This window comes from Sedimenticola selenatireducens DSM 17993 (assembly GCF_000428045.1).
Lineage (GTDB): Bacteria > Pseudomonadota > Gammaproteobacteria > Chromatiales > Chromatiaceae > Sedimenticola > Sedimenticola selenatireducens.
Window position 1 is genome coordinate 156460 of record NZ_ATZE01000007.1, and the last position, 16331, is coordinate 172790.

A 16331-nucleotide genomic window follows, 5' to 3' on the forward strand; every position below is an offset into this window, starting at 1 on the left:
TGTGGGTTGTTGCTGCGCCAATCCCACAGGTCTGACCGCTTGATTTCAAGCAAACCGCTCCTCCGCCAGTTGGTCCGCCAACTCATCAGTCGGTATATGCTGCTGTTCGGCGCGGTTGAAAATCTCCGACAGGGTATCGCCGATGGCGTCCACCTGCTGCACGATCTGCTGCTGATCCATTGCTATGCGTTCATAACAGACATCGATCACGCCACCGGCATTGATCACATAGTCGGGCGCGTAGAGAATGCCCTTTTTCATCAGTGCCGTGCCGTGACGTTTTTCCGCCAACTGATTATTAGCGGCCCCGGCCACGATGCTGGCTCGCAGACGCGGGATGGTTTCATCATTCAGGATGGCACCCAGGGCGCAGGGGGCGAACACATCCACCTCCTGGTCATAGATCTCCTCGTTGGCGACGGCCACGGCGCCCAGTTCAGTGACCATCTGTTGCACCGCGTCGCGATTGATGTCGGAAACCCAGATGCGGGCGCCGGCATCACACAGGAACCTGGCCAGGTGATGACCCACGTTGCCGACACCCTGTATGGCCACCCGCACACCCTCCAGGCTCTCCCGGCCCAGCCTGTGCCGCACCGCCGCCTGGATACCGACAAAGGTGCCGCGTGCGGTCATGGGGGAGGGGTCGCCACTGCGACAGTTGCCTTCCGCGTCGCACTTTTCGGCAATGCCCGACACATGCCGGGTCAGCTCTCCCATCAGCAACATATCGGCAACACCGGTGCCGGAGTCTTCGGCCACAATATAGCGACCGCCCAGACGCTCCACCGCCTGTCCCATGGCGCGGATCAATTCTGGCGTCTTCTCACTGCGCGGGTCGCCGATAATGACCGACTTGCCACCCCCGAGGGGCAGATTAGCAACGGCTGATTTGTAGGTCATGCCCCGGGAGAGGCGCAGCACATCATTCAGCGCATCCGCTTCGCTGGCATAGGGATACATCCGGCAGCCGCCCAGGGCCGGTCCCCGGTGGGTGTTGTGTATGGCGATGATGGCCTTCAGTCCTGACGCCTTGTCATGGCAGAAGACCACCTGTTCATGATGGTCGAATTCATGATGAGTAAACAGTTTCATGGTTATTATCCTGCTCTATTCATGGTTGTGGTCATGCCGCCCGGGTCTTGTCGACGGACGGTTGGTGGAACTGGGCAAGCAGCGCCTGCTGTCTGAGGGCCGCCTGCTCGGCCGCCGCCTGTTTGATGTAACCGAAACCACGAATCTCTTCCGGCAGGCGGGCCAGGGTGATGGCGGTCTCCAGATTGTCGCCTGTCAGGTGGGTGAGCAGTGTCTCAAGAGTGGATTCATAGTCACGGATCAGCCTCCGTTCCAGTTGCCGGTCGGGGTTGTTTCTGAACGGATCCAATCGACTGCCGCGCAGCCTTTTGAAACGGCTCAACAGACCCATTATTTTCAACATCCAGGGACCAAAACGGCGTTTGCCGTGTCTGCCGGTCTCCGCATCCGCCTTCGACAGGACGGGTGGGTCGAAATGAAACTCCAGGTGGAAGTCGCCTTCGAACTGGTTGGTGATCTGCTCCCGAAAGTTCGGGTCGTTGTAGAGTCTGGCTACCTCGTATTCGTCCTTGTAGGCCAGCAGACGGGCATAGTTTTCCGCCACGGCCTCGGCCAGACCATTGAGATGCAATGCCCGCTCACGCTCCCTGACCCGTTCCACCAGGTAGCGATAGCGGGCGGCGTAGGCGGCGTCTTGGTAATCGGTCAGGTGTTGGCTGCGATGGGCAATCAGCTCATCCAGTGTCTTGGGCGGCTCAAGCGCCGGTTTGTCGGGCGCGGCCAGTTGCTGTACCGCTTCCAGATCGACGGCGGCGCGCCGTCCCCAGAGCAGGGCGCGCAGATTGTCCTCGACCGACACGCCATTCAACTCGATGGCCTTTTTCAGTGCCTCCAGCGACAGCGGCAGATAGCCCTTCTGCCAGGCGAAACCGACCATGAACAGATTGGCGCCGATGGCATCCCCCAGCAACGATTCCGCCAACCGGCTGGCATCGATGAACTGGGCGTTTCGGGTAGTCTTCGCAAGTTGCGATTCCAGCGCCTGGGCCGGGAAGGTGAGATCCTTCTGCTTAATGAATCCGGAGGTCATGGTCTGGTGGCTGTTGATCACCGCGTCGGTGCGCTCCGGGTTCAGTTTGGCCATCGCCTCGAAGCCGGTGGCCACCGCCAGATCACAGGCCAGCAGGGTGTCCGCCTGGCCGGCGGCAATTCGCATGGCGTGGATATCCTCGGGTTTTTTGGCAATACGTATGTGACTCACCACGGCGCCATATTTTTGCGCCAGGCCGGTCATATCCAGTACCGTTACGCCACGCCCGTCGATATGGGCCGCCATGCCCAGCAGGGCGCCGATGGTCACCACGCCGGTGCCGCCGATACCGGTCAGCAGGATACTGTGCGGGCGTTCCAGTTCGGGCAGCACCGGCAGGGGAAGGTCGGGCCACGCCAGACCGTCCGGCTGGTTGGCGGCGCGCTTCAGTTGACCGCCGTGCACGGTGACAAAACTGGGACAATAGCCCTCCACGCAACGCATATCCTTGTTGCAGGAGGATTGGTCGATGGCCCGTTTGCGGCCAAACTCGGTCTCTACCGGGATTACCGAGAGGCAGTTGGACCGGGTGCTGCAGTCGCCGCAGTTTTCGCACACGGCGGTATTGATGAAGGGTCGCACCTTGGGATCTTCCAGGGTGCCCCGTTTACGCCGCCGTCGCTTCTCGGCGGCACAAGTCTGTTCATAGATCAGCACCGAGACACCCGGGGTGTTGCGCAGCTCGCGCTGGATCTTTTCCAGATCGTCCCGGTGATTGAAAGTGGTGTCGGGTGCGAACTGGCTGCGCTGCTTGAATTTGTCCGGATGGTCGCTGACCAGGGCGATGCGTTTGACCCCTTCCGCCGCCAGTTGCTGGCTCAGTTGCTGGACACTGAACGGTCCGTCCACCGGCTGGCCACCGGTCATGGCCACGGCATCGTTATAGAGGATCTTGTAAGTGATGTTGACATTCGCGGCTAGTGCGGCACGAATGGCGAGTACCCCCGAGTGGAAGTAGGTGCCTTCACCCAGATTGGCAAAGATATGTTGGGTGTCGCTGAACGGGGCCTGGCCGATCCAGGGCACACCCTCGCCACCCATCTGAGTAAAGGTGTCGGTGCCGCGGTCCATCCAGGTGGCCATGTAGTGGCAACCGATGCCGCCGGTGGCCCGGCTCCCCTCGGGCAGTTGGGTGGATGTGTTGTGGGGGCAGCCGGAGCAAAAATGGGGTACTCGGTCCAGTGTCACCCGGGGCAGTGCCAGCTCGGCCTCTTTCTTCTGCAGGAAATGCAGCCGCTTCTCGATCACTTCACTCTGGTGGAAACGCTCAATCCGGGCCGCGATCACCCGGGCAATGCGGGCCGGGGTCAGCTCACCCGCCGAAGGCAACAGCCACTGGTTGGCGGTGTCGAACTTTCCCACCACTTTCGGTCGCACTTCCTCCTTCCAGTTGTAAAGCTGCTCCTTGATCTGGTTTTCGATCAGGCCGCGCTTCTCTTCCACCACCAGGATTTCGTCCAGTCCCTCGGCAAACTGACGTACCCCTTCACGCTCCAGCGGCCAGCTCATGCCGATTTTGTAGAGGCGGATACCGATCTGTGCAGCCCGCTCAGGGGTGATGCCGAGGTCCTCCAGCGCCTGCATCACATCCAGGTAGGATTTGCCAGTGGTGGCAATGCCCAGCTTGGGTTCCGGGCTGTCGATGACAATCCGGTTCAGCTTGTTGACCCGGGCAAAGGCGAGGGCGGCATAGAGCCGATGCCGATGCTGCAGGCTCTCCTGGTCGAGCGGTGTATGGGGCCAGCGAATATTGAGTCCGCCCTCCGGCAGTACATAGTCATTCGGGATGGTGATCTTTACCCGCTCGGAATCGACCGAAACCGAGGCCGAGGTATCGACAGTCTCGGCAATGGTCTTGAGCGCCACCCAGCAGCCGGAGTAGCGCGACAGCGCCCAGCCGATCTGGCCGTAGTCCAGGATCTCCTGCACCCCGGCCGGGTTGAGGACCGGGATCATGGCGTCCATGAAGGCATATTCGGTCTGGTGTGGCAGGGTGGATGATTTGCTGTTGTGATCATCGCCGGCGATCACCAGCACGCCGCCGTGGGGCGAGGTGCCGGCGGCATTGGCGTGCTTGAACACGTCGCCGGAGCGATCGACGCCCGGTCCCTTGCCGTACCACATGCTGAACACGCCGTCGTAACGGGCACCCTGGAACAGGTTGACCTGTTGGCTGCCCCAGATGGCGGTGGCGGCCAGGTCTTCATTGAGCCCAGGCTGAAAGGTAATGCGGTGCTGGTCCAGGTACTTTTTGGCTTTCCAGAGCTCCTTGTCCAGACCGCCCAAGGGCGATCCGCGATAGCCCGAAATAAAACCGGCAGTGTTGAGACCGGCCTGCTGGTCACGCTTTTGCTGCAGCATCGGCAGGCGGGTCAGTGCCTGAACACCGGTGAGATAGACGCGACCGGAGTCTAGGGTGTACTTGTCATCAAGCTTGATATCAGCTAACGCCATGTGAGGATCTCCCAGGGCCTGATTCGGGCTGTTGGCCCGCATAGAGTCAGTAGCCGGCAATCAGCGACGACGCAACGGATTAACCGCAGCGAAGCTGTCGCGCGACGTGTGGAATCGATCTTTGGTAACGGCGGCTAACTGATCGGAGCGGATCGGCGGCGGGCGTCCGTCAGGTTGGGAGTGTTGTGCAGTTGCTTGGGTGGAGAAAACCACCGGGGGGTTGTGGCGTGAATCATTGTTCCATCCTCCAATGCGGGGTCGCCGCGTTTGGTTGGCGCCTGAACCGGTCGGCTCGGGCTGATTGAAAGCCCTTTTGGGGCTTCAGATCAGTGCTTTATAACGGCCTTTGTGAGGCGCGTTGGGCGCAGACAATAGGATAACTCAGTAAATCCGTCAAGTTTGTTCGCAGCCGTTACGATTTCGTTACAGATAATTATAGGCGAGTTTTTTTTGTTGGGAATGGCATGCCCGGCGGTTGTGGTCCACCGGGCGAGGTGGTTTGTGAGTCTAGGAGTTTGTCGGGCTTGACCGATCGTAGCGAGGGAAAGCCGATTTGAGACAGATTTTTTGATCTTTCGAGGCGAATAGTGGACCTATTCAACGAGGAAGATCGGGAAATATGGCCAAATCCGGCTTTTCCGCAGTAGATCAGTGTTAAGTCCGACAGGCTCCTAGCGTGCGGCGGCTTGCTGGATGAAGGCGCGGATGCGCGGGGCGATCTCTTCGCGGAAGCGGCGGCCGTTGAAAATACCGTAGTGTCCGACATTTGGCTGGGTCAGGTGTTCATGCAGTGGAGCGGCGGGGCAGAGTTTGTGGGCCGCCCGGGTCTGGCCTGGTCCGGTGATATCGTCCAGCTCCCCTTCGATGGTCATTAACGCGGTGGCGCTGATCAATTCCGGTTTAACCAACCGGCCTGTGCACTCCAGTATTCCCTTGGGCAGGTGATGCTCCAGGAAGACCTTCTGAATGGTCTCCAGGTAGAAGGGAGCGTCCAGATCCATGACAGCAAGATATTCGTCATAAAACGACTCATGCTGGGCCGCACTGTCGCCATCACCCGATACCAGGTGCTCAAAGTAGTCATGGTGGGCCGAGACGTGCCGGTCGAGATTCATCGAGAGGAAACCGGCCAGTTGCAGAAACCCGGGATAGACACTGCGGCCGGCGCCTCTTCGATTCAGCGGAACGGTGTGGATGGTATGCCGTTTGAACCAGTTGAGGTTGCGATTTTCGGCGAAATCATTGACCTCGGTGGGGGTCTTGCGAGTATCCACCGGACCGCCCATGAGGATCATGCTCAGTGGTACTTGCTCCTGGTCTTCCGACATCAGCGCAACTGCCGCCATGGCCGGCACCGAGGGTTGACAAACGGCCATCAGGTGCACGTCACCATCGAAATAGCGAATGAACTCGCGCAGATAATCGACATAGCTGTTCAGGGTGAAGCGGCCATCGGAGAGCGGCACGCTGCCGGCATCATGCCAGTCGGTGATATAGACGTTGTGATCCTGCATGAATTCCCGGACTGTTCCACGCAACAGGGTGGCATAGTGACCGGACATGGGCGCTACCATGAGTAGATTGGGCTTCTTCACATCGACGGCACCAAACCGCAGCAGATCACCGAATGGTTTGCAGATTACCACGCTCTCCTCAATTCCCAGATCAAAGGCCGGTCGGGAGTAGGGGCGGGTATAACGTTCGAGCAACCGACTCGCGGCATGCCACTGTTTCAGCCAGGGGATATCCTTGGTCAGTGTGGCGTTGAGAAAGGCGTATAGATTGACCGAACGGGCCCAGAAAGTGCCCACGGCATGGAGGTTATAAAGCATAGCAACGACTCGATAGACTGCATCAGATGGTTTCTACAGTACCCCTAATAGTGCGGTGCAGCAACAGAAAGCGCGGGGTTCAGAGGTCCGCAACCGTGCTGAAAATCTGGCGGTTTGAATGGTAACAATTGTAACTGACTGAAATGTCAGGAGTAAGCGCTATATACCCTGTTATTTAAAGGTTTTTATTAAAAATGGCATGAAAATAGATAAACCGGCTTGAGATGCCGAACCCTACAACCTCCAGGTTTGTATTGTCCTGTTTTTAAGCTATAGCTGTTATGACTATCAGGAGGGCAGCATGTCCAGTGAAAACACATCAAAAGAAACGCCGGCCTTTCAGCACCCTACGGATGAAGATCTGCGTAACAAGCTGACGGAACTGCAGTATCAGGTAACCCAGCAGGACGGGACCGAGCGGCCATTCCAGAATGAGTTCTGGGATGAGAAGCGGGAAGGACTGTATGTGGATGTGGTCAGTGGTGAGCCGTTGTTCTCTTCCCGGGACAAGTTTGACTCCGGTACCGGCTGGCCCAGTTTTACCCGGCCAGTGGATCAGGCGCGTATCGTCGAGCGCACCGATAAAAAGCTGTTCACGGAACGCACCGAGGTACGCAGCCGTGAGGGAAATTCCCATCTGGGCCATCTGTTTCCCGATGGACCGGCGCCGACCGGACTGCGCTACTGCATCAACTCGGCATCCCTCCGGTTCATTCCGAAAGCGTCGCTTGAGGCGGAAGGATATGGTGAGTATCTCAAACTGTTCGAGTGACCCCGGGTATGCACAATCGCTTGACAATACTGCCGTTGCCGACCTAGTCTTAGCCGAAGCGCCGATTTATCTCAGATTGCGGGCGCTATAGAAATGCGGCTAAAGCGAGGAACACCTGCTTTGGCTGTGCAGCCAGGCGGGTTTTTTTATGCCCGGGATTTTATTCAAGAAAAGGTATTCCCAAATGACAGAAGCGTATGATGACTGGGGCTTGGCAACCCGGGCGATCAGGGCGGGCCACATCCGGACCGCGGAGGGAGAGCACTCGGAGCCGATATTCACTACTTCCAGTTTTGTCTTTCAGAGTGCCGCCGAGGCGGCTGCCCGTTTCAGTGGCGACGAACCGGGTAATATCTACTCGCGCTTCACCAATCCGACCGTGGCCTGCTTCGAGCAGCGTCTGGCAGCCCTGGAGGGGGGCGAGGCCTGCGTAGCCACCGCGTCCGGCATGTCGGCAATCCTGGCCACCTGCATGGCGTTGTTGAAGGCGGGTGATCATATAGTCTCATCCCGCAGTATCTTCGGTACTACCAACGTGCTGTTCAACAAGTTTCTGGCGAAGGTGGGTATCAGCACCAGCTTTGTGCCGCTGAGTGATCTTTCTGCCTGGGAGGCGGCTATCCGCCCCGATACCCGCATACTGTATGCCGAGACTCCGTCCAATCCGATTACCGAACTGGGTGATATCGCCGCCCTGGCCGATTTGGCACACGCCAGGGGATTGCTGCTCGTGGTGGATAACTGTTTCTGTACCCCGGCCCTGCAACAGCCGCTGGCACTGGGTGCGGATATCGTCATCCACTCCGCTACCAAGTATCTGGACGGGCAGGGTCGCTGTGTCGGTGGTGCGGTGGTCGGTGATGCCAAGTTGGTGGGTGAGGAGGTGTTTGGTTTTTTACGCACCGCCGGGCCGACCATGAGTCCATTCAATGCCTGGGTATTTCTGAAAGGACTGGAGACTCTGCAACTGCGCATGCGGGCCCATTCGGAAAATGCTCTGCAACTGGCGCGCTGGCTGGAGAGGCAGGATGCGGTTGAGCAGGTCTATTATCCCGGTCTACAGAGCCATCCACAGTATGCGCTGGCGCAGCGCCAGCAGAAGGCGGCCGGCGGCATGCTCTCCTTTGTGGTGAAGGGGGGGAGGGAGCAGGCGTGGCGACTGATTGACGCCACCCGGATGATCTCCATTACCGCCAATCTGGGTGATACCAAGAGCACCATTACCCACCCGGCATCCACCACCCATGGCCGGTTGACGGATGAGGAGAAGGAGTTGTCTGGTATCGAAGATGGCCTGATCCGCATCGCGGTCGGGCTGGAGGATATTGAAGACATCCAGCACGATCTGGAAGCGGGACTGGCTAACTAAAGTGGCTACAGAAAACGGACTGCTCGAGATGTGGAATCGCCGACATGCCGAGGCGGAAACCCTGGGGCGTGTGGCGGCGGTGCTGGAGCAGAACATTCACTTGGCCGCCCCCGGGTGCCGGGCGCTGGACCTGGCCTGCGGGCGCGGGGCCAACGCGCTCCACATGGCAGCGGCGGGGCTGGCGGTAACGGCCTGGGATCTGTCTCCGGTGGCCATCAGTCGATTGGACAGCGCGGCAGTGGAAGAGGGGCTGGTTGTTGAAGCCGCCGTCAGGGATGTGATTGCCTCTCCACCGGAGCCCCGGACCTTTGATCTTATCCTGGTCAGTTTTTTTCTTGAGCGCAAGCTGGCGCCGGCCATTGCGGCGGCGCTGAAACCGGGTGGTCTGCTTTATTATCAGACCTACAGCCGGGCGGCTGTGACTGATGAGGGACCCTCGTCGGAACAGTTCCGTCTGGATGACAATGAGCTGCTGGAACTGTTTCCCACGCTCAAAATCCGGGTCTATCGGGAAGAGCGGTGCTTGGGGGATACCCATCGCGGTTGGCGGGATATGGCCATGCTGGTGGCGGAGAAGACCTGAATTCACCTGGGGACCCTCTGACTGATTCAGAGGTTCCGGCAACGCCGGGTGGCTTTAATCAGCGCGTCCCTAGAGTTGCAGGGCGAGATGAATGATAATGTCAGTCGCTGTGCTGTCCCGGATCTCCTGGTTGGTCCAAGGGTAGTGGATTGAACGGCGGTTCGTATCGTGAGGTAATCGCACTACCCCGAGGAGAGTGACATGAATGAGTCCACCCCCCGTGTCTGTGTACGGGACGTGATGAAAACCGAGTTTGGCCTGATCGAGGGAAGTGCCACGATTTTCGAGGCGCTGCTGTTGATGAAAAAGCTCCGCACCTCGCTGCTGGTGGTGGACAAGCGCCATGAGGATGATGAGTACGGTCTGCTGTTGATATCGGATATCTCCCGCCAGGTGCTGGCGCTGGATCGCTCTCCCAAGCGGGTTAACGTGTATGAGGTGATGACCAAACCGGCCGTCTATGTCGATCCGGAGATGGATATTCGCTACTGTTCCCGCCTGTTTGCCCGCTTCGACCTGGTGCGCGCGCTGGTAGTGGACAACAAGCAGATCCTGGGTACCATCAGTCCCAATTTGCTGGTGCTGGATGGGATATTTTTCGGGCTGGAACAGCACCGATGAAAATCGTGTAATGGTACGCCACCGCTTTAAACTGAATATCAGTGCGGAAACTTTTCTTCACTACTACCGGGGCGCGGCACGCGCGGTGATCGTCCAGGCCGAGGATGGTCGCACCATCCAGCTCCCGGCCAAAAACTTTCGACCCTTTGTTACCGCCAGTGGCGTTTCCGGACGCTTTGAGTTGGTTCTGGATGCCAACGACAAGCTGATTGAGCTACGTCGTCTGTGATGTTTCGAATTCTTCTGCTGGTTGTCGGCATATTGTTTGCCATTAATCCGATCCAGGCACTAGAGCTACGTTATATATCGGGTGACGGCCTGACTGCCGCGGGTTCAGCGCGACCACCTGTGGATGATCCGCAAGCACTGCCGGATGCCGTGCTGGCAATGGGTACCGGTGCCGTTCGTTCTGCCTGGTTGGTGTTTCCCACCACCCGATATGACCATGCCATCCTGGGAGATGGCATTGAGGCGGAGGGGGTGCGGATTGAACTTGCCTCCGGTCAGCGCCAGACCTTCAGGCTCCCGGAGGATTCGGTATTTGAAGACCGCTATCCAAGGCTGGTCGATCTGGATGGCGATGGTGTGGATGAGATTGTTCTGGTCCGCAGCTATCTTGACCGGGGTGCGGCTCTGGCTGTTTTAAAGACCACACTAGACGGGCTTAAGATCCTGGCTGAATCTGATCCGATTGGCCTGCCGCATCGCTGGATGAATCCGGTCGGCACGGGCGATTTCGACCGGGACGGCATCATCGAGCTGGCGGCTGTGGTCACTCCCCATATTGGTGGTATTTTGACCATCTATAAACGCCAGGGTGGCCGACTGGTGCCGGTACATCGAATGTCCGGCTTTTCAAATCACCGTATCGGCTCTCTGATATTGGGACAATCGGCGGTTGTGGACCTGAATGGCGACGGAACCCCGGACCTGGCTGTTCCTGCACCAGGGTTCCATGAACTCCGGCTCATTTCCTTAACAAATGGAACGTTGAAGGAGATAAAAAAACTGGCGCATAGTAGTCCCATCGTCACCGCTTTGCTGGTTGTTGACCTGGATGGGGATGGTGACCAGGATCTGCGTTATGGTCTGGCCGATGGACGACAGGTTGAACTGTTGTTGCCTTGAATAATCAGTGCGGCACTGACCAAAGCTTAACTACACGCCGGGAGATTCATGCGCCTCGCTGCCTGCCTGATTTTACTGTTAACGTGGCTGCTCGGCGGTTGCGCGGGACTTGAACCGGCGCAACCGCCCGATCTGAATATCCCCGACAGTCATCTGTTCGGTGTCACCCGACTGGCTTTTGATCCAAAAGGTGAGCGTGTCGCTTCGGCCGGCTTTAAGGGAGATTTGGCGGTCTGGTCGGTGCCGGAAGGTCGTGCAATCAGCAGACTCAATTGGCATAACACACCGGTGCGGGGACTGGCGTGGGTCGATGATGACCGGCTGTTGAGTGCGGAAGAGGCGGGCGTTATTGTCATTTCAGACCTGACCGAGGGCCGGGTGTTGGGCAAACACGTGACGATGCCGGGGCTGACGTCGCTCGCCTATATGGCACAAGCCAAACTGGTCGTTGCCGGCTATGAGAACGGGCGGGTCATGGCCTTTTCCTATCCGGGTCTGGAACCGCTGAAACAGCTGGATCTCGGTTCCGCGGTGGTTGCACTGGCCAGCGATCATGCGGGTGACCGACTGGCGGTCTCCACCGATGATCAAGCTGTGCGCTTGCTGGACCGCACGCTCGCCGAGATCCAGCGGCTGGATTTACCCTCCGCCACTGCGCTGGAATTGAGTTTCTCGCCGGATGACCGGGAGCTGGCGTCCGGTGCCTGGTACAAGCTCTTCTACTGGGATCTGGCCACCGGCCGCCTGCGGGTTCAGCAGACTGAACACTGGGGAGCGGTTACCTCGATCGACTATCACCCGGACGGCCAGCGGCTGATCAGCCTGGGTCGCCATACCGATGCCAACCTGCGCCTGGTGACGGCAGATGCGGGTAAGGTGTTGCGCCGGTTGCAGGGACACCGGCTCTGCGGTGCCGCAGTGCGCATTAGCCCGGATGGACGTTATGTTGCCAGCGGCAGTGATGATGAGAGTATCCGGTTCTATGATCTTAGCAAACCGTACCGGCCGCAACGGGTAGGGAATAACTGGTGAACGGGATGATGATGGAGGATCGATAACTCGTTTTGCAGGGTTATTAAATAACAGGTTAGGGAGACTGCGAAAAGCCCCCAGACAAAGAAAAAGGGTTAGTGGCTACTACTGCCGCTAACCCTTTCTTTGTATGGCTCCTCGGGACGGGCTCGAACCGCCGACCTAGTGATTAACAGTCACCCGCTCTACCAACTGAGCTACCGAGGAATGTGTCGAGGCGCGTATACTAATCAGCTATCCGTGTGGGGTCAAGGGTAGGTGGGAAAAAGTTTTATTTCGCCACACGGGCCGGCATTTGCTCTCTACGCTGACTTCAGGGGCAGTCAATCGGTGAACCGTCGGATTTGGTCTGTGACAGGCGCGGTCGTCCAGTATTTGAGACGATGACCGCCTTGGGTTCCACAACCTGTTGCTGATCACAGAAACTGAGCGTCAGGTTGTAGCCGGGCGACATGCCCAGTGGGTTGAACAGGATGCGCTTGCGGAGAATAGTCGAGTGGACTGTTATCCGGTCACTAAGGCCCTGGAATACCCGCAGCAAGGTGTCGTCGGAATCAACGGTTTTATTATTGTTACTGTCTTCAACCAGGATATAACCCTGATCCCAGATAATGCTGTCGTTGCAAGTCTGACCGTCCAGACTGGGACAGAGGATGGTGCGTCGGGCGCGGGTTATCGCTTCGCTGCGCCCCAGTTGTATATGGCTGATCATGGTATTGATTGAACTGGAGCGCGCATTGTTGCCGGTGAGTGCGCCCATGGCGGGTATCGCGAGGGAGAGAGTGATACCGCCGATGGCTAAAGTGATCAGTAGCTCCAGCAGGGTGAGTCCGTCACACCGGCGGGTAAACCCGTTTACATGAGATTTCACGATGACACTCCTTTGTCTGGTTGTGGCACAATTCCTTTGCGCCCGGCAGGATGGAATTTAACCCGGCGCGCGCGGGTGACGGATAGGATTGCCGTGAAGTCTCCGTAGGAGTTTTCCGATTGAGAGCATTGGAGAACTGCGAGAAGTGCGTAACAGGCAAAATGGCTTTTTATCCGACCTGGTGGAATGCCAATCACGAACTGCTTTCGATGGCGGTGCAGAAATTTGCCCGTCTATCCTCTCTATTAAATGTTATTCGCGGCTATCGCGGTTAAACGGTTTTAAGTAATTGATATGACAAAGGCCTTCCAACTCGTATCCGATTTTCAGCCCGCCGGTGATCAGCCGGAGGCGATTCGCCAACTGCTGGAAGGTCTTCGGGATGGCGAGGCGGGGCTGACCCTGCTGGGAGTGACCGGGTCAGGCAAGACCTTTACCATTGCCAACGTGATTCAGGAGCTGCAACGTCCGACCCTGGTGCTGGTGCATAACAAGACGCTGGCGGCCCAGCTCTATGGCGAGATGAAGGAGTTTTTTCCGAACAATTCGGTGGAGTACTTCGTCTCCTATTACGACTATTATCAACCGGAGGCCTATGTTCCCTCCTCGGATACCTTCATTGAGAAGGACGCCTCGATCAACGAGCATATCGAGCAGATGCGGCTCTCCGCCACCAAGGCGCTGCTGGAGCGACCGGACACCATCATTGTCACTACCGTCTCCTGTATCTACGGTCTGGGTGATCCGCGCTCCTATCTCAGCATGGTGCTGCACCTGGTACGCGGTGATGTGCTGGATCAACGCGCCATCCTGCGGCGTCTGGCCGAGTTGCAGTACACCCGCAACGATGTGGAACTGCACCGCGCCACCTACCGGGTGCGTGGTGAGCTGATCGATATCTATCCGGCGGAGTCAGACGGAGAGGCGGTGCGGCTGGAACTGTTTGACGGCGAGGTGGAGTCGATTGCCCTGTTCGATCCCCTTACCGGTGAGATCCTGCGCAAGGTGCCTCGTTACACCATCTATCCCAAGTCTCACTACGTGACCCCGCGTGAGACCCTGCTCGCCGCCGTGGAACAGATCAAGGTGGAGTTGAAGCAGCGCCTGGAGCAGCTGCGCGAGGCCAACAAACTGGTGGAGGCACAGCGGCTGGAGCAGCGCACCCGTTTTGATATCGAAATGATCCTGGAGCTGGGCTACTGTTCCGGTATTGAGAATTACTCCCGTTACCTCTCCGGCCGCCAGTCTGGTGAGGCGCCGCCAACCCTGTTTGACTATCTGCCGGACAACGCACTGCTGGTGGTGGATGAGAGTCATGTCTCCATCCCCCAGGTGGGTGGTATGTTCCGCGGTGACCGATCACGCAAGGAGACCCTGGTGGAGTACGGATTCCGGCTCCCCTCGGCCCTGGATAACCGCCCCTTGCGCTTCGAGGAGTTTGAGCAGCGTTCACCCCAGATCATCTATGTCTCCGCCACGCCACGCGACTATGAGCTGGAGCACTCCGGTGCAGTGATCGAGCAGGTGGTGCGCCCCACCGGTCTGGTGGATCCGGAGCTGGAAGTGCGACCGGCCGGCACCCAGGTGGATGATCTGCTCTCGGAGATCAATCTGCGTATCACCGTGCAGGAGCGGGTACTGGTCACCACCCTGACCAAACGGATGGCAGAGGATCTGACCGATTACCTGCATGACCACGGTATCCGGGTGCGCTATCTGCATTCCGATATTGATACCGTGGAGCGGGTGGAGATCATCCGCGATCTGCGACTCGGTGAGTTTGATGTGCTGGTGGGGATTAACCTGTTGCGTGAGGGGCTGGACATGCCGGAGGTCTCGCTGGTGGCGATCCTGGATGCCGACAAGGAGGGCTTCCTGCGTTCGGAGGGTGCGCTGATCCAGACCATCGGTCGGGCCGCACGCCATATCAACGGTAAGGCGATCCTCTATGCCGATAGGGTGACCGGTTCAATGCAGCGGGCGATTGATGAGACCAACCGACGACGGGAAAAGCAGATCGCCCATAATCTGGCGCATGGCATCACACCCCAGAGCATCATCAAATCGGTAGCCGATATCATGGAAGGGGCGCGCCCCGGCGGGCCCATGTCGGCCAAGCGCTATGCCAGGGTGGCGGAGGAGACGGCTGAATACGGTTCACTCTCGCCAAAACAGATGGCCAAGCGCATCCAGGAGCTGGAAAAGCAGATGTATCAGCATGCCCGGGACCTGGAATTCGAGGAAGCCGCCCGGCTGCGCGACCAGATCAAGTCGCTACAGGGAAAGGGGTTGCTGGCCTGAGTACTTACGCCTGCTGGGTCGTTCCCCAGCTTCGCGGTAGTATGAAACCGAGTACCCAGATCCCGAGGCGCTGCAGATAATAGGTGAGTGGGGTGCAGAGAATCCACGCCACCATCAGCAGTGCCAGCAGGCTGGAACCCACCAGATTGTCGGACAACCAATGAGCGCCGGCCACCATGCGGGGCAGTAGGATCAGGGCGCCGATCAGCGTCGCCGCCACGCCCCAGCGCCAGCTGGCGAAGAACCAGATACAGCCGACCCAGATCATGGTGACAATACCATGGTCACCCGGAAAGCTGCTGTAGGTGGCATCCTTGGCCTTGATATGGGGCACCAGTTCGCTCAAGCGATAGACCGGCTCCAGTACCAGTGACGGACTGGGCCGCACCACTGCGATAATCCGCGAATAGAGATCCACCAGTCCGCCATCCTGACTCAGCAGGATCATGCCGGACATAATGCCGAACATGCTGAGGCGTTCAATGCGTAGTGTCTTGGGGCCGGTAAAGATGAATATGAAGAAGAACAGGATCATGACCAGCCCGGTGACTATGTCGGCGGCCTTGGTATTGGCGGCCGCCCAGAAGGTGGACCACGGATCCCCGTTGGCCAGCAGGCCATTCAGCAGAAAAAAAAGTTCGCTGTCGAGGGTGTTCCAGAGTGCCCGGGTGGGTTCGGACAGCCAGCTGCCGTAGATCAGCAGCGCAAACAGATGGCAGAGAAAGAAGGGCAGGGGGTACCAGATGCGCTGTGTTTGCTGCACAAAACCACTCCGACAGAAAAGAGATCGGTTTTTAGCTTCTATTTCCAGGGAAGTCAACCGACCCGCCGGTCCGCTGGGCGGACCGAAGCGCATTCCCGTTTTTCTTCCGGGATTTGCGTTTCCCGCTTGCATGATCGACCGTTGGGCGTGTATTATGCGCCCTCTTTTACAGGCGCGTAGCTCAGTTGGTTAGAGCACTACCTTGACATGGTAGGGGTCGTTGGTTCGAATCCGATCGCGCCTACCAACACCCAAAAAAGCCTCCGCTGAAACGGAGGCTTTTTTGTCCTGATTGGATTCCGGGTGGTGGGAGTGGCTTCGGTCGCAAAAGTGTTTGGTGAGGCCGCTGCGCTTTGCCTATCCTGTAACTCAATAGAGTTAAATTTGGTGTAGGGTGGATAGGCCGGCAGGCGCATTCGCCATTGACACAATGACATGCCTTGCACGTCACCCTCATGGATCATGAAGATCTGTTGTAAT

General features: G+C 58.2%; 12 protein-coding genes, 2 tRNA genes and 1 pseudogene. 9 read left to right on the forward strand and 6 right to left on the reverse strand.

The window, feature by feature from the left end; translation table 11 throughout:
- Positions 1 to 45: 45 nt before the first annotated feature.
- The 3 genes and pseudogenes from A3GO_RS0106195 to phaZ form a co-directional block, all read right to left on the reverse strand.
- Positions 46 to 1095 (reverse strand): Glu/Leu/Phe/Val dehydrogenase dimerization domain-containing protein, encoded by a 1050-nt coding sequence (locus A3GO_RS0106195; RefSeq protein WP_029132669.1) that lies wholly within the window; start codon positions 1093 to 1095, stop codon positions 46 to 48.
- A gap of 31 nt (positions 1096 to 1126) precedes the next feature.
- A complete protein-coding gene (locus A3GO_RS0106200; protein ID WP_029132670.1) occupies positions 1127 to 4579 on the reverse strand; it encodes an indolepyruvate ferredoxin oxidoreductase family protein in 3453 nt (1150 codons plus the stop codon).
- A gap of 671 nt (positions 4580 to 5250) precedes the next feature.
- A pseudogene (gene phaZ / locus A3GO_RS0106205) lies at positions 5251 to 6414 on the reverse strand (polyhydroxyalkanoate depolymerase); the annotation flags it as partial.
- Positions 6415 to 6712: 298 nt separating this feature from the next.
- On the opposite strand from phaZ, the gene msrB reads away from it, so the two are divergent.
- The 7 genes from msrB to A3GO_RS0106240 all read left to right on the forward strand — a co-directional run bounded on the left by msrB (position 6713) and on the right by A3GO_RS0106240 (position 11916).
- Positions 6713 to 7183: a peptide-methionine (R)-S-oxide reductase MsrB gene (msrB, locus tag A3GO_RS0106210; RefSeq protein ID WP_037374763.1), complete on the forward strand. Its 471-nt coding sequence runs from the start codon at positions 6713 to 6715 to the stop codon at positions 7181 to 7183.
- Positions 7184 to 7367: 184 nt separating this feature from the next.
- Positions 7368 to 8552: an O-succinylhomoserine sulfhydrylase gene (locus tag A3GO_RS0106215; protein ID WP_029132673.1), complete on the forward strand. Its 1185-nt coding sequence runs from the start codon at positions 7368 to 7370 to the stop codon at positions 8550 to 8552.
- A gap of 1 nt (position 8553) precedes the next feature.
- Complete coding sequence (locus A3GO_RS0106220) at positions 8554 to 9135, forward strand: class I SAM-dependent methyltransferase (RefSeq protein WP_029132674.1); 582 nt, start codon at positions 8554 to 8556, stop codon at positions 9133 to 9135.
- 201 nt (positions 9136 to 9336) lie between these two features.
- A complete protein-coding gene (locus tag A3GO_RS0106225; protein WP_029132675.1) occupies positions 9337 to 9756 on the forward strand; it encodes a CBS domain-containing protein in 420 nt (139 codons plus the stop codon).
- A 10-nt stretch (positions 9757 to 9766) separates the two neighbouring features.
- A complete protein-coding gene (locus A3GO_RS0106230; protein ID WP_029132676.1) occupies positions 9767 to 9985 on the forward strand; it encodes a DUF2835 domain-containing protein in 219 nt (72 codons plus the stop codon).
- On the forward strand, positions 9985 to 10884 hold the full coding sequence (locus A3GO_RS25210; RefSeq protein ID WP_157606737.1) for an FG-GAP and VCBS repeat-containing protein: 900 nt from the start codon (positions 9985 to 9987) through the stop codon (positions 10882 to 10884). The genes A3GO_RS0106230 and A3GO_RS25210 overlap by 1 nt, the downstream gene beginning before the upstream one ends.
- Before the next feature lie 48 nt (positions 10885 to 10932).
- Entirely contained in the window at positions 10933 to 11916 is a 984-nt protein-coding gene (locus A3GO_RS0106240) for a WD40 repeat domain-containing protein (protein WP_029132677.1), read from the forward strand.
- 131 nt (positions 11917 to 12047) lie between these two features.
- Here the strand turns inward: A3GO_RS0106240 and A3GO_RS0106245 are convergent.
- Together A3GO_RS0106245 and A3GO_RS0106250 are read right to left on the reverse strand one after the other, a co-directional pair.
- Positions 12048 to 12123: transfer RNA gene (locus A3GO_RS0106245), tRNA-Asn, on the reverse strand.
- Between the two features lie 106 nt (positions 12124 to 12229).
- A complete protein-coding gene (locus A3GO_RS0106250; protein WP_029132678.1) occupies positions 12230 to 12787 on the reverse strand; it encodes a GspH/FimT family pseudopilin in 558 nt (185 codons plus the stop codon).
- A gap of 294 nt (positions 12788 to 13081) precedes the next feature.
- Between A3GO_RS0106250 and uvrB the strand changes: the two genes are divergently transcribed.
- Positions 13082 to 15088, forward strand: a complete 2007-nt coding sequence (uvrB, locus tag A3GO_RS0106255) for an excinuclease ABC subunit UvrB (protein WP_029132679.1) — start codon at positions 13082 to 13084, stop codon at positions 15086 to 15088.
- Positions 15089 to 15092: 4 nt separating this feature from the next.
- Here the strand turns inward: uvrB and A3GO_RS0106260 are convergent, their stop codons facing one another.
- Positions 15093 to 15851: a phosphatase PAP2 family protein gene (locus A3GO_RS0106260; protein ID WP_169720371.1), complete on the reverse strand. Its 759-nt coding sequence runs from the start codon at positions 15849 to 15851 to the stop codon at positions 15093 to 15095.
- A gap of 170 nt (positions 15852 to 16021) precedes the next feature.
- Here A3GO_RS0106260 and A3GO_RS0106265 point away from each other — a divergent pair.
- A tRNA-Val gene (locus tag A3GO_RS0106265) sits at positions 16022 to 16098 on the forward strand.
- Positions 16099 to 16331: the final 233 nt, after the last annotated feature.